This window comes from Nostoc sp. (genome assembly GCF_036917975.1).
Taxonomy (GTDB): Bacteria; Cyanobacteriota; Cyanobacteriia; order Cyanobacteriales; family Nostocaceae; genus Nostoc.
On sequence record NZ_JBALEJ010000006.1, the window covers coordinates 1 to 24,768 of the forward strand.

The window sequence follows — 24,768 nt, forward strand, 5'->3', positions numbered from 1 at the left end:
CTTTATTCTTTTCTTAACGAAGTTATAAGTATTTCAGTCTGCAACCTGTCCAAAATCTTCTTCCAAACCTGTCCAAAATCTTCTTCAAGTCACAGGTTGTCGTCATAGGTGATGCTGGCTACCAGTTTGTCATCAGCGTAATATTCGTGATGGTCAAACGAGATTTCGACTATTGTGAGGGGTTCGGGAGCTATGGCTTGGGCTTGAGCGGTGATGTAGCTGTCGAGTTCGGTTTGGGCTGCGGCTTGTTCGTCGGGGGCAGCGAGGGTGAGTTTCTGAATCTTGCTTGCTTGATATTCAGCGATTGCACTAATCCAAGAATCCTTACAGCGTTTGTCGCTTACTTCGACTGTGCAAGCGATTTCGCTGTAGATTTGCTTGAGTCGGGCAATAGATTTCAGTTGCAGCTGTTGTTGGCTGTAGGTGTTGTAAGTCATAATAAATCAGTTCCTAACGGGACGGAAAGCGCTTCAGATTGGTAGTCGGGGCGCTTTCTTTATAATGTTAATCCTATAATATCATTATAGTAATGTCAATAGATGTGTAATGTTACGATATTAATATTGCTCTAATGCGTTGTATAAAGGAGGCGTTACATGTCACAAAATCAACTATTAATGAAGGTAGGCTGGGAAATAGATGTTCCTGAGTTGGGGCAACGCATCCGAGATGCAAGACATGAGTCAGGTCGTACTATTACTCAATTGGCTGCTGAGGCTGACATTTCTGTTGCCAATTGGTATGCAATTGAGCAAGAGCGGATAAAAGTATTGCCACTGCCTACGCTAAGACGAATTGAGCAGGTTTTAGGCATTGAGTTTGGGGTGCAACCGTGATTAGAGCAAAGATGATTGACCCTCAGATTATCAATCTTCTTGCTCTCCCCTCTCTTTTTTTAGAGACGGAGTTTCCAACCACGCCCAAAATATACGTTGCAATTGACCGTAAAAAAATATTATCGAACTAGAGGACGTGGAAATATGAATAGTCCACCTTCTAGACGCAAAAAAGCCGCATCTACCGATTCAACAAACGAGGATATCTCCCAGCAAGAAGACCCAGGTTCAGCAACAATTACGGTTACGGCTGTTGAAGTAACAGAGTTGACCCAAGAGGAGCAAAGTGATCGCCTGCACTTGGAGCGGAAAGTAGAACGAGCGTTTTTTGAAGCGGGGAAGGCATTGGCCCAATTACGCGATCGCAAATTGTACCGCTCAACCCACCGCACATTTGAAGAGTATTGCCGCGATAGGTTTGGGCATAGCCGTCGGCAGTCTTATCTTTTAATGGATGCGGCGGTTGTTTTTGATAATTTGATGGAAAAATGTGATCCAATGGATCACATTTTGCCAACTAACGAACGCCAAGTCAGACCAATGACAAAGCTTGAACCCCACCAACAGCAAGAAGTGTGGGTAAAAGCGGTGGAGCAGGCAGGGGGTAAAGTGCCGCCAGCTAGAATTGTTAAAAACGTAGTGCAGCAAATAATGGAACGCACCCAAGCACCTAATACTTACCAGTTAGGTGAAGTTTGCCAAATTCTCGCAAAGGACAACCCCGAACTCAGAGGAAAGGGTGGTTGCTGGGGCATCATTAGCCAGGTAAACGACTTTAGTTGTACTGTAAAACTCTGGGATGGCGAGTACACCATTGGGTTACAGCATCTGAAGTCCTTCAATTATCTCCCTGCCGAGTGTCAGCAGATGCAGGTGATTTGCGATCGCATCAATCGAGTGTATTCGAGTGGTCTGGAGGAGTCGGTGCAGAAGTTTCTGGAGTCGTTGGGGAAGCTGAATCGACCTTATTTGACAGCTTTGGAAGAGAAGCTTTTGGGTGTGTTGGAGTCTGAATATAGGGATGAAAAAATTACCTGAGTGTTTTTGTTAGTTTAGTTAACGTAACTGGGAACTATACATGATGTAAGTTGCTAATTGGTATTTGTAATTAGTAGTTTCATCATGTAAAAATTAACTAATTTAAATATCTAAAGCATCAAACATAAAATTAGTACTTAAATAAAGTTATTTTTAAAATTAATAACTTGAGTTATGTATCCTTTTTCAAAGGTTTAATAATGAGTGAGCAAGCAAATCAATCAACTAAAAATACAGTTCGCTGTGGGCATTGTGGTAATAAAACATTAATGCAAATTATTGCTGATGGCAAATATTCTAAAACTCTAGTATGTGATCCAGTTAATGCTTATGAAGCCTGGAGAGATTATCATATCAAGAACTTGTTATGTCCTAACTGCAATAAACTAAATGTTATTGAATTTACTTCTAATTGGGATATATATTCAATTCAAGAGGTTAATCATCATGATGATCAAACTGATTTAGTAGATACAAAAATTGTATATCTATACCCTTCTATAAAAGAGTTTGCTGATCAATCTCCCAAAGCTCAAGATATTAGATACACATATAGAGAAGCTAGTACCTGTTTTCAAGCTGAACTTTATACTTCAAGTGTAGTAATGTGTAGAAAAACAATGGAAATGCTATGTTTATATTTTGATATCAAGCAACCATATACACTGGATGGGAAACTTTCCGAAATGCGAAATCAAGGAATTATTGATAATAAATTATACGAATGGGCTAATATTTTAAAGTATTTTGGGAATGAAGCAGTACATAGCTCTACAAAATTTTCCAAAGAAGATACTCAGGATATTCTTGATTTTACATACGCATTAGTTGAATACTGTATTGACTTTGATTATAAATTTTCAGAATTACTTCAAAGGCGAGATAAAGCGAAACTCTCCCAAAATAAAGAAACGAATCTTTTAGGAGAAGCAACAATAAATGCTCTTACAGAAGCCTTGAATGCAAAGGAAGCATCGGTACGTTACTATGCAGCTATTATACTAGCACAAAGAAATCTCGAATTTGAGCAAGTTATACCAGTCTTGTTGAGTTTGACAGACAAGACTAAATTTAGTTCTAATGCAATTAATTGTTTGAAATCTATTGGTTTAAAAGCTATCCCAGAACTAATTAATGCGATAGAAACACCAAATATTAACTCTAATATTCGTTCTGCTGCTGCCGCTATACTAGGGGATATAGGAGCGAATAATCCTAATGTAATGATATCTCTCGTTAAAGCATTGAAAGATAAAAATGATGATGTCCAGTATAAAGCTGCAATAGCTCTTGAAAAACTTGGTTTTACCGCTGTTAGTACATTTGCTAAAATGCATAATATCTAAACCAAATTTATTGTTGGCTTAGACAATGCTTCTTTACATTAATTTTTATTCGGTTGCATCATTGGGATGTAATCCAGGTTTTCAATAGTCAGCCAAGCAAATGATTTCAGTTTCACTGTGAAAATGTGGGATGGGAAGTACAGCATAAGGACAAGCCGGAACTCAGAGGCAAAGGTGATCCTTGGATAATGCTAGTTTAGTACGTGATTATATAGATACTTACATCTAAGAAAATATATCTAAGTAATATTACAATTAAAAAATATTATTTAGTGAGATTTTAATAATTATCTATGTAATATTATGTAAAATTTCCGTTCTTTAATCTTTTAAATTAGTATTAATAAAGTTTTCTACTGAAATTAACCATTTTTCTATGCAGTATCTAAAATAACTTCATAAGATATGGCAGGTGCTAAAAAATAAATAAGCTAAAAGCTATTTTATACTTGCGATTTTCCCAAATATAGTTAGTTGCATACTAGCACTCCAAGCTAACCAGACATTAGGTTTAGAGGAGTGAGTTTTTGATGATTAAAGGAGGGATAATACCAGTCCAGTCACAAAGGGGGAGATGCCAGTGACTGACATTGTAACTGGACAGATTGTGCGTGTGCGATCGCGGCAGTATCTTGTAGAAGAGGTTGTGTCTAAACCCACTAAGGAGCAAGACACTAAAGTTAGTCTTTCTTGTTTAGAAGATGATGCATTAGGAGAATCGCTAGAAGTCCTATGGGAACGGGAGATAGATGCCAAAGTTGTAAAGGCGACATCTTGGGATTCTATCGCTAACCGAGGTTTTGATAATCCCCGTTTATTTTCCGCTTACTTGCACACATTACGCTGGAATTGCGTAACTTCCACAGATGCCAAGCTTTTCCAAGCGCCTTACCGAGCCGGTATAGAAGTCAAAGCTTATCAGTTAGAACCGCTACGTAAAGCTTTGCTGATGCCGAGAGTCGCTTTGTTTATTGCCGATGATGTCGGTTTAGGGAAAACCATTGAGGCAGGGCTGATACTGCGTGAGATGTTGATGCGGCAAAAAGTTAGGCGAGTAGTCATCTCCTGTCCGCCGTCAGTAGTAAGGCAATGGCAAGAAGAAATGGAGAATCGCTTTGGACTCACATTTATGATTTTGGATCGTGAGTTTATTGCTGCCCGTCGTCAAGAACGGGGTTATGGGATTAATCCGTGGATGACGCACACCCGATTTATTATTTCCCATGCCTTGCTACGAGATGAAACTTATGCCGCACCTTTGCGGGATTGGTTGGGAGATTTTGCACCTTCATCCATGCTCATCCTTGATGAAGCTCACAATGCTGCACCTGCGAGTGGGGCGAAATATGCGGTTGATTCCCAACTTACCAAAACTGTTAGAAATTTAGCACCGCGTTTTGAACACAAGCTGTTTTTGTCTGCCACGCCCCACAACGGACATTCCAACAGCTTTGCTGCCTTACTAGAAATTCTCGATCCCCAGCGTTTCTGCCGAGGAATACCCGTTCGTAATCGCAAGTTGCTAGACACTGTGATGGTACGGCGCTTAAAACAAGACTTGCGGGAAATAGGAGAAGAGTTTCCCCAACGCTACGTGAGTCCCATAGTTATTGATAATCTCCCAGCAGACGCACCAGAACTCAAGTTATCCCGATTGCTGCAACAATATCGCAATCTGCGTGAGGAAAGACTCAAAGATACAGCTAAATCTACCCAGACCACGGCGATGCTGGTAATTACTTCACTACAAAAGCGTCTTTTGTCTTCCATTGAAGCATTTGCTCGGACTTTAAAGGTGCATCGGACAGCGATGGAAAAACAAGCGGCTAACCATCCTTCCATACATCAAGTTAGTCTACCATTGCTGTTTGAGTCTCCTGGTGCTGATGACGAACGGGCTGAATTCTCCGAAGAGGAAGTAGAAGCAGAAGAAGATGCTCAAATGGGAGCAGCTACTATGCAAGGTGTGGGACAAACTGCTGTAGAATTAGCAATTTTAGACGAAATGGCAGATGTCGCTAATTCCTCTCGCTACCAACCAGATCCCCGGATTCAAAAACTGGTAGACTGGATTCGCCAAAATCTCTGTCCTGATTTGGGTCAACCGAATGCTACTTGGTTAGAAAGACGAGTAATCATCTTTACAGAATATACAGATACTAAACGTTATTTACAACAGCAATTACAAAGTGCGATCGCAGGCTCTAACCGCGAACATGAACGCATAGATGTATTTCACGGGGGCATTGGAGAAGAACGCCGCGAAGCTATCAAAAGTGCATTTAACGCTGATCCTGCACGTCATCCCCTGCGTATCCTGATTGCTACAGACGCAGCACGGGAGGGGGTAAACCTCCAAAATAACTGTGCTGACTTGTTCCACTTTGATGTGCCGTGGAACCCGTCGAGGATGGAACAGCGTAACGGACGGATTGACCGTAAATTACAGCGATCGCCTGTTGTCCATTGTTATTACTTTATCCTACCGCAACGCACTGAAGACAAAGTATTAGACGTACTCGTGCGAAAAACAGCCACGATTCAACAAGAACTCGGCAGCCTTGCACCAGTGGTTGAAAGAAATGTGTCGCGCTTACTGGCTAATGGTATTCGTCACCAAGAAGTAAATAATCTTACCGATTCAATAAATAAGGCAGAACTACTTAACCAGGAAACAGTAAACACGCAAGTAATTAATGAGGAACTGGAACAAGCCAGACTCCGCCAACAGGATTTGACTAAACAAGTTGAGCAGTTACAAGAGATGTTGAAAGATTCGCGGGATTGGTTGGGACTAGATGACCACCACTTCCGTGATGCCATTTCCGCTTCTTTAGAAATTCTGGGAGTTCCAACACTTGCCCCTGTTGATGTGAATGAGGTTGCTAACAATCCTGTAACTGCGCGTTGGGCAATTCCGGCTCTTGACCAGCGTACTGGTGCAGATCCAACATGGTCAACTACACTTGATACTTTGAGAACACCTCGGAAAATCGGACAAAAACTTTGGGAATGGCGAAAAGAAGCACCGATTCGCCCTGTAGTCTTTCGAGATCCTGGTTCTTTAGATGGGGATGTAGTTCATCTGCATTTAGAACACAGAATTGTTCAGCGTTTACTGAGCAGATTTTTAGCTCAGGGTTTCTTGCATGATGAATTAACCCGTGCTTGTGTTTGTCTGACTAATGACCCAATGCCAAAAGTGATTACGCTGGGAAGGCTGGCTCTGTATGGTGAACGGGCTTCTCGGTTACACGATCAAGTGATTGCAGTCGCGGCAGAGTGGTCAGACCCAACCAGCCGAGGACGTAAGAAACTTCAGCCTTTAAGAGAAGGTGAGAAAGACAACGTACTGGAATTACTCGAAAATTCCCTAGCTTCTCCCCACTTACTGGAAGTTCCCGAAGCGGTGAAAGAGCGACTGAAAAAAAGTGCTGCCCAAGATATCGCAGAATTAATTCCCCATCTGGAACGCCGCGCCACAGCTTTAGCAGAAAGTGCTGAGAAAAAGCTCACCAATCGCGGTATTAAAGAAGCTGCTGAGATGAAAAAGATTTTGGAGGAACAACAGACGCGAATTGTCAAGTGTCAGGAAGAATCTAAAGCAGTGCAGATGTCTCTTCCATTTATTGAGGAACAGCGTCAATTGGATGCAGACCGTCGCCATTGGGAAAAACGCCTTCAAGCGATCGCACTAGAACTAATTTCAGAACCAGCCCGGATTGAAGCCGCCTACAAAGTAAAAGCAGTACGGGTTGAACCGGTCGGCGTGATTTATTTATGGCCGATTTCCGGCTAGAGAAAGTGTAAATAATGGCAAATGATCCAGAAATTCGGTTACATAAAGAATGGTTGGGCTTTCTCCAGCCTGTGGGGTTGGTGGTATCTCCCCCGGCATTGTCAGCAGCACAAGCTGTGGTTAACCGCAATGTGGTGGAACTGCAACAAATATTACAAGAAGTTGCCAGACGTAAACCCCTCTCTGGTGATATAGAGAAGGAAACCTTTGCAATTGACGACTTTCCAGCTTTTACTATTAATGTTTTAGGTTGGCAACCAGAAGATTTAGTTGTCAGTCCAGAGTCATTAGCGATCGCACTACCAGATTACAACGAAATTTTGACACCCACATACTGTGTACCCGACCAAAACGGCGGCTGGATGATGCTGGTACAGGTGCTTTCTGATGGTACTGAACTTGACAATGCTGGCGCAGAGGATAGTAAATCTACTGGTTGGCACGCCAGCCCCCAATCTAAGTTTGAGCGCCTTTTGAAAGAAACAAAGGTTTACACTGGGCTATTGTGCAATGGTACAGAATTGCGTTTGGTTTATGCACCACCTGGGGAGTCATCGGGACATCTGACTTTTCCTGTGCAGGGGATGTGTGAGGTATCTGGGCGGCTGATTTTGGGTGCAATGGAGATGTTGCTCTCGGCTGACCGGCTGTTTAATGTCCCTAGCGATCGCCGTTTGTCTGCAATCCTGGAAAAAAGCCGGAAATATCAAAACGATGTCTCTATTAAGCTTGCAGAGCAGGTATTAGAGGCATTATGGGATTTACTGCGCGGCTTCCAAATAGCCGATGCAACGACTAATAGCCATTTAGTTAGTGACATCGCCACTACAGCACCACAGCATATTTATGGCGGACTGATTACTATTTTGCTGCGGTTGGTGTTCCTGCTTTACGCTGAAGACCGGGGGCTGATGTCTCAAGATGCAGTTTATACCCGCTATTACTCAGTTAGTGGACTTTGCGATCGCTTGCGGTCAGATGCCGGCAACTACCCGGATACAATGGATCAGAGGTATGGTGCTTGGGCATGGTTGCTGAGTCTGTTTCGTTTGGTTTACGATGGCGGCGGTCATGCTGATTTATATTTACCAGCCCGTCATGGACAACTATTTGACCCAGATGAATATGCGTTTTTAGAAGGTCGTCTCCAGTCTACACAATATCAGACTGGGGAAAGTATTGAACCTCCTCGCGTGTCAGATGGGGTAATTCACAGGGTTTTGCAAGGGTTGCTGGTACTGGATGGAGAACGTCTATCTTACCGTTCTTTGGATGTTGAGCAAATTGGGTCTGTTTATGAAGCAATTATGGGCTATGAGGTAGAAAGAGCAAATAGCCTAAGCTTAGGTGTTTGGAGTAAACCCAAAGGTTCTAAATCTTCGGTGACGGTGGTTGTCAGCGTTGAGGAAGTACTTAAAACGAAGGCGGGAGAACGGGCTAAATATTTAAAGGATGTTGCAGGTTGCGAAATTACTGGTAAATCTCTGACTGAGTTAAAGGATGCGAGGACAGCAGAGGATTTAGTAGCGGCGTTAGGATGCAAGATATCACCGAAAACGCCGAGTGTAATGCCTGCGGGTTATCTATATTTGCAACCGGGGGAAGAACGGCGGCGTAGTGGTACTCATTATACGCCTCCTGCGTTGACTAAGCCGATTGTGAAAGAAACCCTCAGACCGATTTTAGAGGCTTTGGGGAAAAATCCGACACCAGAGCAGATTTTAGAGTTGAAAATTTGTGATTTGGCGATGGGGTCGGGGGCGTTTTTAGTTGAAAGTTGTCGTCAGTTGGCTGATAAATTAGTTGAAGCGTGGAATAAGCAAAACGTATTACCTGAAATTCCCATTGATGAAGAACCGTTACTTTATGCGCGGCGGTTAGTGGCGCAACGGTGTTTGTATGGTGTGGATAAAAACCCCTTTGCGGTGAATTTGGCTAAGTTATCTTTGTGGTTGTTGACTTTGGCGAAATCTCATCCTTTTACTTTTTTAGACCATGCTTTAAAGTGGGGAGATTCTTTAGTTGGGTTGACTTCCCAACAAATTAAAACGTTTAATTGGGATGAAGATAAGACCTATACAGACCCAAATTTACCTTTGATTAATCTGTCAATGGAGAAGGTGAGGTTTGACAGAGATCAGATTCACAAATTAGATGATGACAATTATGCAGCCAAGCGCGGTTTTTACGACAATATAGAAACAGAGTTGCATGATATTCGGCTAAAAGGGGATTTGGTTATTGCTTCATTTTTCGCTAAGGATAAGGATAAGGCGAGAAAGGATGAGCGTGATAATTTATGGTTGAAGTTTTATAACAGGCAGAAAAATCAAGAAGATGATTTAGATGTCAGGCGAATTTGTGCAGAGTTGCGGTTTGGTAATAAACCAGTTCCGGTGTTTGATTGGGAGATTGAATTTCCAGAGGTATTTGATAGAGATAATCCGGGGTTTGATGAAATGGTTAGTAATCCGCCATTTGCAGGGAAGAATACAACAATAAATGCTCATATTTCTGGTTATCAAGATTGGTTGAAAGTTGTTAATCCAGAATCTCATGGGAATGCTGATTTGGTGGCGCATTTCTTTAGACGAGCGTTTAGCCTTTTGCGAGAATCTGGATGTTTTGGATTGATTGCTACAAATACCATTGCTCAAGGTGATACCCGCAGTACAGGTTTGAGATATATCTGTGAGCAAGGCGGTACAATTTACAATGCTCAAAAGCGGATGAAGTGGCCGGGAGTAGCTGTCGTTGTGGTGAGTGTTGTTCATGTTTTTAAAGGAAAATATACAGGTGTAAAACTGCTAAATGGACGAGAAGTTAGCTTAATTTCCGCGTTTCTATTTCATGCGGGAGGCAATGAAAATCCGGCGGTGTTATTGGCGAATGCTGGTAAAAGTTTTATCGGTAGCTATGTATTAGGAATGGGTTTTACATTTGATGATTCTAATGCTGATGCTACATCCATTGCTGAAATGCACCAATTGATTGAACAAAATCCTAAAAATGCAGAGAGGATTTTTCCTTATATCGGAGGTGAAGAGGTTAACTCAAGTCCAACTCATGCACATAATCGCTATGTGATTAACTTTGGTGAAATGAGTGAGGCTGAAGCTAGAGAATATTCTGATTTAATGAAGATTGTAGAAGAAAAGGCTAAAGACAAGCGTGGTAAGCATTCAACTGCTTCTTGGTGGCAATTTGAACGACTAAGAGGAGAATTATTTAAAGCGATCGCACCTCTTAATCGTGTGTTAGTTTGTTCTCTCCATTCTCAATATTTATCATTCGCATTTTTGCCAGCAAATAGCGTTTTTTCACACGCTTTGGGTGTAGTCGCACTGGATAATTTTGCTATTTTTGCAATATTACAATTCCGAATTCATGAAATTTGGGCAAGATTTCTTGGTTCAACATTAGGAGATGGTTTACGCTACACACCCTCAGACTGCTTTGAAACATTCCCCTTCCCCGAGAACTGGGAAACCAACCCCACCCTAGAAACTGCTGGTAAAACCTACTACGAATACCGCGCCGCCTTAATGGTTCGCAACAACCAGGGACTCACCGACACATACAACCGCTTTCACGATCCTGAAGAACGCCACCCCGATATTTTACAACTACGCTTACTACACGCGCAATGCGATCGGGCTGTCCTCGATGCTTACGACTGGACAGATATTTCCACAGACTGCACCTTCCTGCTTGACTACGAAGACGAAGAAGACGACGAAAACACCAGCAAACGCCAGAAGAAAAAGCCTTGGCGCTACCGTTGGCCAGAAGAAATTCACGACGAAGTATTAGCCCGTTTACTCGAACTCAACCAGCAACGCGCCAAAGCCGAAATTTTAGGCGGTAAAGCTGCTGAGAAATCCAAAGTTAAAGGGAATACTAAAAAAGTAGCGAAATCTCGCAAAGCGACGGAAATGACTTTAACTATTCCTGATTTTCCCTCTACTTCTATGTGACAGGTTCAACATTAGCCATGCCAATGAATTCCCAGAGAATATTATGACCACATCTGCCGAAGTGCGATCGCATCTGATTGATGCCTTACAGCTTGACCTTGTAGGGCCAACACCCGATGATGCTGTCCACGCTGAAGAAACTTTAGATCAGGCTCCTTCCAAGTGGTATCTCACAGGATTCCTTGTACCCTACGGCGTACCAGTAGAGCAACGTACAGATAACTCTGGCGATGAGGAAATGGACGAAGTTGGACGTGTTGGCTCTGGTGAAGATGAAAAGATTCCAGAGAAAGCCTTTGCTCGTAAAGCCTATTTTCCTTCTTCAATGGGGTTAAGTGTGCTTTTACCCCAAACCGTTAACCAACTTCATGTTACTGTCGGGTGGGGCGATTACCAACCACTAACCAAACCAGATACCGAAGGAAAAGAAATTACCTTCACAGGTGATTGGCAGAGAGTTCCAAGAGAGGCAGAACTGACCGTACCGTTGCGTACAAGCGGTAGACCTACTCAATTAGACCTTGGTTTAAATTTAGGCAATACGACTAAACAACTAGAGATTTCTCTTAGTGGAAGCAGTTCTCCAATATATTTGGATGTTCCAAACAGCGATGGTTTACAACTGGTTGTCTCAGTTCGTTCCGTAACTTCTGAGGAATTAGTACCAGCAGGAACACGCTCAGTTTCAGTATTCTTAGTTAATCATCGCCGCCCTAGCCCTGACCAAAAGCGGGATGCTGGTTATGCTTTTCAAACAAATTTAATAATTCAGACAACCGATTCCTTTGTACCACGCCCCAATTTACGTGGGCGAGATGGCGATGACTGGGATGAGAAAGTTGCTGATTTGCAATACCGAGATGATTATGAATACGCTGTTGGTCATAACGTATCTGCGATCGCAGTTGCAAATCCCAATGGTGGCTGTCAGGAAGTAAGAACGGCTTGGATACCAACTGCTGACGTAGAAAAGGTAATTGCAACCCAGGTTAAAAATGTGGAAGTCGGTATGGAAGCATTAGCCGCCGCACCGACAGCAGAAGCATTGCGAAATCTGCTCAGTCCAATGGTTAGTGCATATTCTGAATGGATAGATGAGCAACGAGTCAAATGTCCGACTGGGCAAAAACGCTTAGGTGTAGCTAAAGACCTATTAGATCGAGCCGGAATTGCTAAAGATCGGATTGCTGCTGGTTTAAGCGCATTGGATGACCCACAAGTATTAGATGCGTTTCGCATTGCCAATCGAGCGATCGCCTTATCAATGCGCCAGCGTGCGACTCATAAGAAAAATATTACTCCCGAATCTGTAGCCCCTCCAACTTGGCGACCCTTTCAACTTGCTTTCCTGTTAATGAACTTGGTAGGAATCGCCAACCCCGAACATTCAGATCGGGAACTGGTAGATTTACTATTCTTCCCTACAGGCGGCGGTAAAACTGAAGCTTACTTGGGGCTGGCAGCTTTTACAGTTGTATTGCGGCGGCTACGTCATCCTGGTATTGACTCTGCTGGACTTAGTGTGCTGATGCGCTACACACTGCGCCTCCTCACTCTTGACCAACTAGGACGGGCAGCGACGATGATTTGCGCCCTAGAGTTGGAACGGGAGCAAGATGTAGAAAAACTGGGGAAATGGCCCTTTGAAATTGGGTTATGGGTAGGACAAGCAGCCACACCTAACCGGATGGGCAAGAAGGGAGACAATGATGAAAACAGCGCTCGTTCGCGTACTATTGCCTTCCTAAACAACGATCGCAAACCTTCACCTATTCCTTTAGAAAACTGTCCTTGGTGCGGAACTAAATTCAACCGCAATTCATTTCAGCTATTGCCTAATCCAGACCAGCCAATAGACTTGCGTATAAGTTGCGCCAATCGCCGTTGTCATTTTAGAGGCGATCGCTCTTTACCAGTGTTAGCGGTAGACGAACCGATTTATCGCCGGTTGCCATGTTTTATGATTGCCACAGTTGATAAATTTGCGAGTTTGCCTTGGGTAGGAGAAACAGGTGCTTTATTTGGACGTGTAGAACGCTATGACAAAGATGGTTTTTACAGCCCTGTTTATCCAGGTAGAGGTAAAGCACTTGATGCTGATCTGCCACCGCCAGATTTAATTATTCAAGATGAACTGCATTTGATTTCTGGCCCTTTAGGGACAATGGTAGGGCTTTACGAAACTGCAATTGATGCTTTATGCAGTCGAGAGATAAATGGTCAAAAAATCCGCCCGAAGATTGTAGCTTCCACTGCGACAGTGCGACGGGCAACCAAGCAGATTCAGGCATTATTTGGGCGAAATGAAGTTGATGTATTTCCGCCACCAGGGCCAGATCGGCGCGATTCCTTTTTTGCAAAGACAGTGCCGGCTCAAGAAAAGAATGCTCGAACTTATGTCGGAATTGCTGCTCAAGGGCGAAGTCTGAAAGTAGTATTGTTACGTACTTATCTGGCATTGCTGGGAGCAGCACAGAAAGAATGGTTAGCAGCAGGTGGGAGCAAAAACCCCGATAATCCGGCTGACCCTTACATGACATTACTCGGATATTTTAATTCCTTGCGTGAACTGGGTGGAAGTCGGCGGATTGTGGAAGATGAAGTCAACTCTCGGCTTATTGGTTATAGCAAACGTAAACGAGTCGGTAAAAGTTCGGGTTTGTTTGCGGATCGGAAAATCGACGATGAACCGGAAGAATTGACTTCCCGTGTCAGCACAAGTGAAGTTGCAGATACCAAAAGCCGCTTAGAAGCAACATTTGACCAAAAAGAACGTGTTGATGTAGTCTTAGCTACCAATATGATTTCTGTTGGTTTGGACATTACACGCTTGGGCTTAATGGTAGTTCTCGGTCAACCTAAAACAGCCGCAGAATATATTCAGGCTACCAGTCGTGTGGGACGGGATGAAGAACGACCCGGATTAGTTGTTACATTACTCAACGTTCACCGTCCGCGCGATCGCTCACACTATGAACGTTTCTTTGCTTGGCACGCTACTTTTTATAGGGCAGTAGAAGCTACCAGTGTTACGCCCTTTTCTCCTCGTGCTATTGACCGAGGGATTGCTGCGATTACTGTTGCCTTAGCACGTTTGGGACATTCTGGGATGACAGCACCACTTCGTGCGATTGACATTCTTCAGCACCGTAACCAGCTAAATTTTGTCATCGATGCGATCGCCTTGCGTGCCGAAATGCACGATAAAGAACTTGATGCAGGTGATGCTGAAGCACTCCGTCAAAAAGTCAGGGGTCGAGTTAAGGATTTACTAGATTTATGGGTACGAATTGCTGGTGAAAAAATTAACCTTCAATATCAGCGTGAGGTTGGGGAAGCGCCGCCTTTATTATTCGACCCACTTGACCCGGAATTAGAGAAAAAACCACTAGAAGAAAGAAAATTTAAAGCTCAACGCAGTTTACGTGATGTTGAGCCAACAGTTAATTTGTGGGTTCGTAATCCTGATGGATTTGAGGTAGAGGAGGAAGAATCATAAGTAAATCAAACAAAAAGCGTCCTCCATCTGGAGAAATTCGCCAAAGCCAAATCTTATCTACTTTTGGCCCTGGGGCAATGGTAGATTTACCCGATTATTCCATCCTAATTGGCGGACTTAACCACTGGCACGGTGACAAAAAACGTATTTACGAAGACCGACTAAAGGAACGAGTCGCTGACATTTTAGGGGTTAATGATATTGCCTTATATGCGCCACCTGTAGACGAGAAAGACCCGAAAGCATCTCGCACTGGAATTACAGCTTTCGCTTTCCCCACTTGGTTTGTTGCTCAAGTAGAAGAAATTTGGCCAAAACCAAATGAAGCAGCACCCAATGCCAAAGTTTATCGGACACGTCCTTTACTACCTTGGGGTAGTTTGGTAACTGGTAAATATCTCAATGCTGACAGAAAGAAAGTGCCAGTCGTACCTGTGCGCTTTGTACAAGCTTGTATTAATGGCCACATCAAAGATATTGATTGGCGTGGTTTTGTCCACGAAAATTCTCAAGCTAACTGTCGGGGTCAGCTATGGTTTGATGAAGGCGGATCTGGCAACGATTTTGCTGATATTTTTGTACGCTGTGAGGCTTGTAAAGTTCGTCGTCAGTTATCAGATGCAACAGTACCCAATGGCAAGGTTTTAGGAAAGTGCGAAGGACATCGCCCTTGGCTTGGCCCCAAAGCCCAAGAACTCTGCATTTCTGAATCAACAGGGAAACCAGAATATAATCGGCTTTTGGTTCGTTCTGCCAGCAATGCTTACTTTTCCCAGCTTCTGAGTGTCATTTCTCTACCAGACTCGGATGATGCTTTGCAAAAGGCGGTTAATTTAGTCTACGAAGACTTTCTTCAGGAGACGGAAAGTAGTGATCAAATCAAATACGAACGCAAGAAGCAAAAAGTAGCTGCTGCCTTATTGGGATTTAGTGATGAAGCAGTATGGGCAGAAATCCAGCGCAGACAGGGTGGTGGGCAAGGTAAGCAATACAAAGGTATTAAGCAAGTAGAAATCGAGACTTTGCTATCTAGTCCCTTTGAAGTCGGAGAAGATGTGCCAGAAAGTGACTTTTATGCTCGTGCGCGGAAATTAGATAACATCAAACCAAAATTACTATCTCTTATAGAGAGCATTGTCTTAGTACATCGACTTAAAGAAGTTACCGCTCAAATTGGCTTTACTCGCTTTGAGGCAATTATGCCCGATATTGACGGCGTTTTAGATATTCAAGTCAGGCGAGCTGCTCTTGATATCGAGCCTACTTGGGTTCCAGCGATTGAAAACAGAGGGGAAGGCGTGTTCATCGCTTTCCGTAAAGAAGCTATTGAAAATTGGCTCAAGCGAGATGCAGTGCAGCAACGAGGGAAGAAATTAGATAGGGGCCTCGATATCTGGCGCAAACAAAAAGGAATTGCCCCAGAGAAAGCTAAGTTCCCTGGATTACCTTATATTATGCTGCATTCCCTTTCACACCTATTGATTGCAGCAGTGTCTCTAGAGTGTGGTTATGCTGCTAGTTCAATTCGTGAACGCATTTATGCTGGTGAATCCGGCTATGGCATTCTTTTATACACTGGTTCTCCTGGCTCTGAAGGTACTTTAGGGGGACTGGTACAAATAGGAAACCGGATTGAATACCATTTGGATGTTGCACTGGAGATGGGGAGGCTTTGCTCTAACGATCCAGTTTGCGCCCAGCATCAACCAGATGCCGAACAAGAAGATAGATTTTTGCATGGTGCTGCTTGTCACGGATGTTTACTCATTGCTGAAACATCTTGCGAACGGCGCAATGAATTTCTTGACAGGGCATTGGTCGTTGCTACTGTTGAAGGGCCAGGGGCAGAATTCTTTGAGGATGTGAGAGTATGATGGCTTTTCTTGACCTGAGCCGTCCAGCCTTGGTTAATTTGGCAGTCGCTTTGGAAACTGGCAGACTTTCCCCGCCCTTTTCCACATCGAATGTAGCTAACTACATCCCAGCAGCTTTGAATCGAGACATTGTTGATGAACTTAATCGTCTCAATGTTATGGGCGTACATTCTCAGCATATTGCTTATACGCTGCGACTGCTGGCAGAGGAACGAAGTACATCCCAAGCTGTGAGCGATCGCGTTGATTTAGTTTGGACTGGCCCAGAAATTACTGGTTCTCAAAGCCGCGATACTGGTGTTGTTGTGCGCGAGTTGTTTAGCACTGCCAAAATAAGCGTCCTCATTTCTAGCTTTGCTATTGATAAAAAACAAAAAGCACGAGAGTTATTTCTGGTGCTGGCAGAACGAATGGATTTAACCCCAGAACTAAATGTGCGAATGTTTCTTAACGTCAACCGACCGCACAACAGTGAAGTGCCAACATCTACTTTACTACGGGAGTTTGCCAGTAGTTTTCGCCAAGATATTTGGCCCGGAAAAAGACTACCTGAAGTATTTCACGATCCGCGATCGCTGGCGGTGGGTGTGGAATCAAAAGCTTGTTTACACGCCAAGTGTGTTGTTGTAGATAAGCAGCGTGTGCTTGTGACCTCCGCTAATTTTACAGAAGCGGCTCACGAGCGCAATATCGAAGCTGGTGTATTACTTAATGACCCAGTAACGGCTATTGCTTTGCAAATGCAATTTGAAAGCTTGGTTACAAGAAATATTCTATGTCGAATTCCTGGAGTCTAACTATTTTATGTCTACATTTGATTCTACAAAAATAAGTTTAAAAGATTTATTAGATAAAATTGTATCTGGTGAAATTCAACTACCCGATTTTCAAAGAGGGTGGGTTTGGGATGATGAACATATTCGTTCACTGTTGGTCAGTATTGCGCGTTCTTTCCCTGTGGGAGCAATTATGTTGCTTGAGGCTGGTGGTGATGCTAAGTTTAAAGCTCGGCCTGTTGAAGGAGTAGATCCAACACAAGCAACACTTGATAAATTGAAAAAGCTTATTCTCGATGGGCAACAACGGCTGACTTCATTAACGCAAGTATTAATATTTAAGCAACCTGTTCAAACTCGTGACTCTAAAAAGAAATTGGTACAGCGTTATTACTATATTGATATTGAAACAGCCTTATTAGGGCCAGAAAATTACGAAAGTGCGATTATTAGCATTGATGCAAATCGCATTCAAAAAGAAAACTTTGGGCGTGATGTCAAACTTGACCTTAGCACACCTGAGAAAGAATACGAACATTTTTATTTCCCTTGTAATCAAATTCTTAATTCAGACACTTGGGAACAAGGGCTAAATAAATCCTACCCAGATAAATTTGGGCGTTATATGGAATTTCGCTTCCAAGTGCTTAATGAATTTCGTTCTTATGATTTGCCAATCATCGAACTTAACCGTAATAACAAAAAAGAAGCAGTTTGTCTTGTTTTTGAAAAAGTAAATAAAGGTGGTGTTGATCTCTCGGTATTTGACCTTTTAACTGCTACGTATGCTGCTGATAATGTCAGCTTGCGGGATGAGTGGTTTGGTAATAGTCAAGAAGGGATTGAAGGTATTCAAGCACACCTCAGAAAACAACGTTTGTTACGGGAAGTCCAATCTACAGAGTTTTTGCAAGGGCTGACACTGCTGTACACTTTGGAGAAACGCCAGCAAGACTCAAAAGCAGGTAAAACTGGCAAGCAAATAACAGGTGTAACTGCCAAGCGCGAAGCTGTTCTATCTTTGCCCCTAGATACTTTCCAAAAGTGGAAACTACCCCTTACCCAAGGTTACTGGAAATCAGCTAAATTCTTGCGTCAGCAATCGTTTTTCTCAACTAGCGATTTACCTTACCGCACTCAACTTATCCCTCTTGCCGCAGTCATGGCTTTGCTTGGCGATCGCTGGCTGGAACCGAAAATCCATGAAAAAATCACCCGTTGGTTCTGGTGCGGTATCCTTGGCGAATTGTACAGCGGGGCAGTTGAAAGCCGTATGGCTTTGGATATTCAAGAGCTTATCGACTGGATTGAGGACGCTAAGGAAGAACCTGCAACTGTTCGGGATGCTAATTTTCAACCTGCACGTTTAGGGACTTTGCGTTCCCGAACTAGTGCTGCATATAAGGGTATTAATACCTTGATTCAACGTGAAGGTTCTCAAGATTTCTTTTGGAAGTCCACTATTCGGGATTTGGATGAAACCGATTGGGAAGGACGCAGACTAGATATTCATCACATTTTCCCAAAAAGTTGGTGTGACAAGCAGGGTATTCCTGCATCTCGCTATAACTCTATTCTCAACAAAACTCCGATATCCTTTAAGGCAAATCGGATGATTGGCGGTAAGGCTCCAAGTGAATATCTGGTTCAGCTTCAAAAGCATGACAGTGTTCAGCTAGACGATGCAGGGATGAATGCGATTTTGGCAACTCACCAAATCGATGCAATAACACTACGAAAGGATGACTTTGAAGGTTTTATGGCATCGCGTCAACGGATGATACTTGCCAAAATCGAGGCTGCTATGGGCAAGCCTGTATTGGCTGTGGATGATTCAGCATTCAATGATGTTGTAGATGAAGACGAGTAATCAAAAATTAATTAACTTACCAACATGACCTACTGGCTATTTCAAGGCAACCCCCAGTATTACCGCATCATAGACGGCATCCGCAATTTTGAGCAGATGCCGTGGCTGTCAACACGCTATGCCAAAGACATGGTTACTGGTGATGGAGTAATGATTTGGAAATCTGGAGATAAGGCGGGGATATATGCGATCGCAGAGATTATTGAACCTCCCAAAATTATTGTAAACCCACCTGATATTGGCTATTGGATAGATACCAGCCGTATTGGTATTAAACCTTGTGTCAAAATTCGATTTACCAGCAAGCTGTTAGAAAAACCTCTAATACGGGAAGACTTAAAACAAGAACCTGTATTGAAAAATCTGACAGTGATTCGTCAGCCAAACGCAACAAATTACAAAATTACACAACAGGAGTGGCAACGTGTACATGAGTTGAAGAAGTATCATACTCTTAAATAATTAGTTCCTGAAGATTATGGGATGCATCCCTAGATGCTTTATAAAACTTTCATTTTAATTACGAAATAACAAATAGTGGTTTATATCTAACGCACAAAGTATTGAAAAGTATTTTTATTTAGATATTGGCATCCAGCGAAGCAAGTTTTGTTTTATTGGTAATAAGGAAAAATTATAAAACTAATGCATATTAACTACCCGGAAAAACTTAAAGCAGTTTCAGTTCACCCACCTTTTGCTTATGCAATTGTGCGAGGTTTAAAAAAAGAAGAGTACAGAAGTCAAGCTACTAATCGGAAAGGATGGATACTAATTCATGCCTCAAAATCAACTGCCAGTGATGAATATTTTGCGGACTATGGTATCTATCCAGGCAGTATTAAACGTGGTGCAATTATTGGAGCCTGTAAGATTACTGGCTGTAGACAAGATGGATTTAAGGACTATGCTTATCAACTAGCAGAGGCTTTTGAATTTAAAAGCCCGATAGATTGTGCAGGCTCACAATCAATTTTTTGGGGTGCAACGAATGAACAAAGAAAAGTAGTATTTACACTGGCTAGTAATCAAATAAGGGAACATTTATTAAAGTAAATAGTTTAATTGCTCTTGTATTTAAATGGTAAATATACAGTAAATATAAGTTAATGGAATTTTATTATGAGTAAATATATAGAAGCTAAAGCTAAGGCTAACAAGGTAGCGCTGGCTGGGATTGGTGGTGGATGTTTAATATTTTTTATTGGTATTTTTGCTAAAGTACCTGCATTGTCAATATTTGGGCTTTTAGCAAGTGCAGGTAGTGGAGGTACAGGTTATGTAATGATACAAAACGCCAAAAAATTGCGTACTGGCGATGAAATTTATGAAGAAAAACGCAGTGAAACAATAAGGCTTTTAGAGAATGCAAAACAAAGGGCTAATCAGATATATAAATTCGACTATTTTGATATAGATCGTAATAAACCTGATTTCCTTAACTTTAATGCTTATGAAATGAGCCTAAGCGATGGAAGCACTAAAAGTAAGGGTTTTGATTTTATTGAAAAGCAAAAATTATACGGAACTCGAACTAAGCGTGAAGTAGACCGTGTAACAAAAAAGAAAGTTTACTACAAGGAAACGCAGGAGACATATCTTGATAGAGTTATCATTGAAATACATTATAATAACTCCATTATTAATGCTAGAGTCACTGCAAGCCAATATAATAGCTTTGTTAGTGAATATAACCAGCTTGAAACTCGTCGCAATAGTGTAGCTAATTTAGAGCGCGAGTATGAACAAATTTTATCTCAAAGAAAATCTACATTACCAAAATCTTCTCCATCTAATATTCAGAATCGAGTAATCAGCGTTAATAAGAGTCCAACTAGCTATAAACAGCGTAACTTAGAGCAAATCAGTAAAGGTTATAGAATCTCTAATAAGTATGAAGTTATTGACAAGTTAGGTGAAGGTGGATTTGGTGCTACATTCATAGTTAAAAGTCTAACAGCTAATATTGCTACTCAGTTTGTAGCAAAATGTCAAAAAATGACAGGTGATTACCAAGAAGATCAGAAATTGATTGAACGTTTTGACCAGGAAGCTAACGCACTGCAAAGGCTAGGTAACTCTCATGGGCAAGTTCCTTCGCTTTTTGACCATTTCGATTATGAAGGTAATTTTTATATCATTCAGGAATTAGTACGTGGTCGAACATTAATGGATATTGTTAACGACCTATATGAGGAAGGATATTTACTTTCAGATCGTAAAGCTTCTTTAATCATCGCTTCTTTATTAGAAGTACTAGAGAATATTCATGAGCAGGGCATAATTCATAGAGATATAAAACCACAAAACATTATTTTGCGAGAGGGAGACGAAAAACCAGTTTTGATTGACTTTGGTTTAGTCAAGGAACTAGATCAAAATAATTTACAGCAAACAGGAACAGCCGCCGGAACAATTGGTTACTGCCCAATTGAACAGCAATTAGGAAAAGCACTTTTTCAAAGTGACCTATATGCAGTAGGAATGGTCATGCTATTTTTAACTACAGCAAGGCCACCGCATACGTTGGATTTCAGTGACAAGTTTGAGGCTGATTTAGAATGGGCAGAACCCATCATTAATGCCAATCTGTTGGACTGGATTGCTACAGCTATACAACCTTTCCCTCAAGCCCGCTTTGCTAGTGCTAAAGAAATGCGCCAAGTGTTGTTAGATTTGCTAAATCAAGAGTATCTTATTCGCGGCGCTCAAATTGCTGATGGGCTTTATCAACAGCAAATTGCTTCAATGGAAGCTGAAATTCAGAATTTACAAGGTCAATTAAACCAAAATAATACAAATAATACATCTGGTAGAAGTAATAAGAAAGTTGCAGGTGATCCTAACCAATGGCTTGCTAAACCTAAGCTTGAAAAACGAATTCCTTCGAGCTTTGATCAAATTATCACTACTCAAAAAGAGCTTGATGCTTGCAATATTGTTAAGCGTATTATCCAAAGTGTTGGTTACGAGCCTCAATTGCTTCAATTAACTGATGCGGTTGACTACTGTGATATCCATTTGCGAGATCGCCCAGACCTAATACTGGTCAGGCTTTATTTTAATGATGAAAGTAATCTTGCCTTTGGTATCCCCCAAGTAAAAGGCGCTGAAAATCTTTATCCTATCAATACTCTACGTGGTCTTTCTAGTAAAAAATCTTTGATTATTGAGCGTTTAGAATTTTTGTTTGCTAAGACAGGCTCATCAGTAAAACAAAAGAAAGTTTCTGCAACTTCTTCAGCTATTAATGATGAAAACGAAATGGATGAAATTTTACGCCGTGAAATTCTACCTTTCATCATTAGTGCGATTGAAGATCGGTTTGGAAGCGATTTTGAAATTATCACTTTAAGATATGACGATAAAAATACCAGTTTTTATGGAAAGTTTGCAGGATTAAATTATCAATCTGGTCGTAAATTCGACTATGAAGCGTCTCAAAATTCAAAAGGTGGGTGGCTGCTTCAATATAAGCTCAGTCAAGAAAGCCTTAAAGAGGAGGAAACCCAAAAAACCCAACAACTAGAAGAAGATAAGCTAGCTCGTCAAGGTATATATCAACCAGGGTGGCTGCAACGAAACTTCGATTCTTTCCAGGCAGCAAAGGAGCATTTTGGTGTTACAGCGAAAAGCTGGCAGAAATTAGCAGATAAGTTAAATGAGAAAAATTCAAAAGTTCCTTAGCAGGAATCAAGCCTTTTGCAGCGAATTTTACAATTAGCTATGACACTCTAGCTACAAGAGTGATCGCGCTTCTCTTTGGCGAAGGCATTGGCTACAAGAGAGAATTTTAAACAATGTTACGGTGAAGCTTAATATTTGCTTTATAAGATTAATGCTCAAGTGATTGGCAAATGAATAGATATCAAATGCGTTATAGAACGCTAATTGCTGTATCAATAAAAAATCTACCTAAATGGTTAATAAAACAGCTAAACTAGCTTTATACTTCCATTTTTGACTTACCACGGACTAAACCTATAAATCACTTACTATGACTTTAAATATTACCCTGGAAGTTCATGATTAATGCTGATGTAGTTTTTAGCTTTGACGGAAGAAGCTGAACTAAATACAAAATTGTCAAAGCAACAGTTTACTAAAATATGGATTTCATCAACCAAGCACGAAATTTGGCAGATACGCTCAAAGATAAAGCGCAAGAAGCAGCAAATAATACAGCGAAGGGGATAGAAGAAGTAGTTGATGTCATCAAGAATACTACTATAGAAATTACCACCTCAAGTATTAATACAATTACTGATTTACCTGCAACAGCACAGCAGGGTTTTCAAGCTGTACAAAATGTCAGTAAAGCATTTGAAACAACTGCTATTGGTGTGAGTACTTCGAGTCTGTGCATAGCTGAAGCATTGCAAAAGCTGCCTTCGACTGCGGCGGAATTAGCCGTAGAAATGCCCAAGATTGCCAATAGATTCAGGTATCGTGCTGGTGTGAGAGTAGGAGATTTGCCTCGATCTGACGCAGATGTGATGAAGCTTTTTGAGAAAATTCCCGGTACATCAAAGCTTGGAGCTAACGAACGGACTATTCGTGAATTCTTGAGCGATAAACATGGTAGCCATATCATTCCACGCTCCCAAGGTGGCTCAAATGGTGCTGACAACATCCTGTGGGAAGTGGGTGTTGATAATCTGCGTCGCGGAGCCAAGGTTATGACTGTTGGGGAGCAGTTTTATATTCGGGTTTACAATGCCGTAGATTCTATTGTCAGCAATTCTGGAACAATTGCTAAGTTTGGGATCACTGCTACAGTCACCGCTATTCTTACCCAAGTTACAGTTACAGCGATTTCATACTCTTTGGATCTTTACCGAGGTGACATTACTGTTGAAGAGTACAAAAGTTTAGTTTTAGAAGCGGCAAAGGCAGCAGGTATTGCGACACCAATTGTTTTTCTGGTCTTAGTAGCTGTATTAGCCTTATTTCCAGAATTTACAGTTGTATTATCTGCACCAGTGGTTATTGCAGGTTTCAATGCCTTATTTGGCATGAGTATTGCGATGCCGATAGTACAATCGCTACTCCGTCATGCTCAAGCTGGTGGTTTTGGTACAGAAACTGCTGATGCTTACAGAAATTCGCTTGGTGGATCTGCGCCTACTTGAAATCTGCGACAAATTTTAACTGGAGTGCTGGTTTTAGCTTCAAGGCTAGTTTCGTTTGTCTTGACAGCTAATCATACGTAAATAACTGAACATTGTTACAATCTCTACATTTCCGTGTCCGCAGCTTTTCGCCTTCCCCCCACCCAGCCCCATCAGCACGGAAATACACCCACTGACTTACTGATTCTCCAACGGTACGACCCCAAACAAAATTTTGTGAGCCGCAGATAGGACATGACGTTTCTTGTGGGCTAAGGTTTTTGTGATTCGGTTGGTTGTTCATGAGCTTCCCCCGATAAATTCTGAGTGCAATCTTCAGAAGGCATCGCGCCAGAGTGCGTAGGCGTAGCCCGCCGTAGGCATCGCTATCATTTGAGATTGAATTACCTGACTGATAATTTTATTTCCAACAATCATCACCGTAAAAGACTTTCTGTTGTCCGTTGGGTAAAAATATCGCGCACCATCCGTAATCTAGATAATTCTTTACTCTTGGGTTTCAGTAAGCTTTTTTTGATATTCTTTATACTCTCTGTCTTTATGCTGCCAGTATTTCTCAACTGTTTCTTTAGCAGCGATTGCACTATCGTATTCATCTCCACCTTGGCTTAATAATCGCTG

At 41.9% G+C, this 24,768-nt stretch carries 14 protein-coding genes; 13 read left to right on the forward strand and 1 reads right to left on the reverse strand.

Annotation, left to right across the window (positions count from 1 at the left end; translation table 11 throughout):
• Positions 1 to 89: 89 nt before the first annotated feature.
• Positions 90 to 437, reverse strand: a complete 348-nt coding sequence (locus tag V7K76_RS02165) for a hypothetical protein (RefSeq protein WP_334953996.1) — start codon at positions 435 to 437, stop codon at positions 90 to 92.
• 159 nt (positions 438 to 596) lie between these two features.
• Between V7K76_RS02165 and V7K76_RS02170 the strand changes: the two genes are divergently transcribed.
• The 13 genes from V7K76_RS02170 to V7K76_RS02230 all read left to right on the forward strand — a co-directional run bounded on the left by V7K76_RS02170 (position 597) and on the right by V7K76_RS02230 (position 24,147).
• Entirely contained in the window at positions 597 to 836 is a 240-nt protein-coding gene (locus V7K76_RS02170) for a helix-turn-helix domain-containing protein (protein ID WP_225892625.1), read from the forward strand.
• Positions 837 to 980: 144 nt separating this feature from the next.
• Positions 981 to 1,874 (forward strand): hypothetical protein, encoded by an 894-nt coding sequence (locus tag V7K76_RS02175; RefSeq protein ID WP_334953997.1) that lies wholly within the window; start codon positions 981 to 983, stop codon positions 1,872 to 1,874.
• Between the two features lie 200 nt (positions 1,875 to 2,074).
• Positions 2,075 to 3,220, forward strand: coding sequence for a DUF4145 domain-containing protein (locus V7K76_RS02180; RefSeq protein WP_334953998.1), 1,146 nt, complete (start codon positions 2,075 to 2,077; stop codon positions 3,218 to 3,220).
• 580 nt (positions 3,221 to 3,800) lie between these two features.
• Positions 3,801 to 7,019, forward strand: coding sequence for a DISARM system SNF2-like helicase DrmD (drmD, locus tag V7K76_RS02185; RefSeq protein WP_334953999.1), 3,219 nt, complete (start codon positions 3,801 to 3,803; stop codon positions 7,017 to 7,019).
• A gap of 14 nt (positions 7,020 to 7,033) precedes the next feature.
• Positions 7,034 to 10,996, forward strand: a complete 3,963-nt coding sequence (locus V7K76_RS02190; protein ID WP_334954000.1) for an Eco57I restriction-modification methylase domain-containing protein — start codon at positions 7,034 to 7,036, stop codon at positions 10,994 to 10,996.
• 43 nt (positions 10,997 to 11,039) lie between these two features.
• Complete coding sequence (drmA, locus tag V7K76_RS02195; RefSeq protein ID WP_334954001.1) at positions 11,040 to 14,495, forward strand: DISARM system helicase DrmA; 3,456 nt, start codon at positions 11,040 to 11,042, stop codon at positions 14,493 to 14,495.
• Positions 14,496 to 14,530: 35 nt separating this feature from the next.
• Positions 14,531 to 16,369, forward strand: a complete 1,839-nt coding sequence (locus tag V7K76_RS02200; RefSeq protein WP_334954002.1) for a DUF1998 domain-containing protein — start codon at positions 14,531 to 14,533, stop codon at positions 16,367 to 16,369.
• Positions 16,366 to 17,166, forward strand: coding sequence for a DISARM system phospholipase D-like protein DrmC (drmC, locus tag V7K76_RS02205; RefSeq protein WP_334779130.1), 801 nt, complete (start codon positions 16,366 to 16,368; stop codon positions 17,164 to 17,166). The genes V7K76_RS02200 and drmC overlap by 4 nt, the downstream gene beginning before the upstream one ends.
• A 7-nt stretch (positions 17,167 to 17,173) precedes the next feature.
• Positions 17,174 to 19,015: a GmrSD restriction endonuclease domain-containing protein gene (locus V7K76_RS02210; RefSeq protein ID WP_334779131.1), complete on the forward strand. Its 1,842-nt coding sequence runs from the start codon at positions 17,174 to 17,176 to the stop codon at positions 19,013 to 19,015.
• Between the two features lie 24 nt (positions 19,016 to 19,039).
• On the forward strand, positions 19,040 to 19,477 hold the full coding sequence (locus V7K76_RS02215) for an EVE domain-containing protein (protein WP_334779132.1): 438 nt from the start codon (positions 19,040 to 19,042) through the stop codon (positions 19,475 to 19,477).
• Positions 19,478 to 19,660: 183 nt separating this feature from the next.
• Positions 19,661 to 20,071 carry an ASCH domain-containing protein gene (locus V7K76_RS02220; protein ID WP_334779133.1) on the forward strand — a complete coding sequence of 137 codons (411 nt, stop codon included), beginning with the start codon at positions 19,661 to 19,663 and terminating at the stop codon, positions 20,069 to 20,071.
• Positions 20,072 to 20,137: 66 nt separating this feature from the next.
• On the forward strand, positions 20,138 to 22,702 hold the full coding sequence (locus V7K76_RS02225) for a protein kinase domain-containing protein (RefSeq protein ID WP_334779134.1): 2,565 nt from the start codon (positions 20,138 to 20,140) through the stop codon (positions 22,700 to 22,702).
• Between the two features lie 422 nt (positions 22,703 to 23,124).
• Positions 23,125 to 24,147, forward strand: a complete 1,023-nt coding sequence (locus V7K76_RS02230) for an HNH endonuclease (RefSeq protein WP_334779135.1) — start codon at positions 23,125 to 23,127, stop codon at positions 24,145 to 24,147.
• Positions 24,148 to 24,768 lie beyond the last annotated feature (621 nt).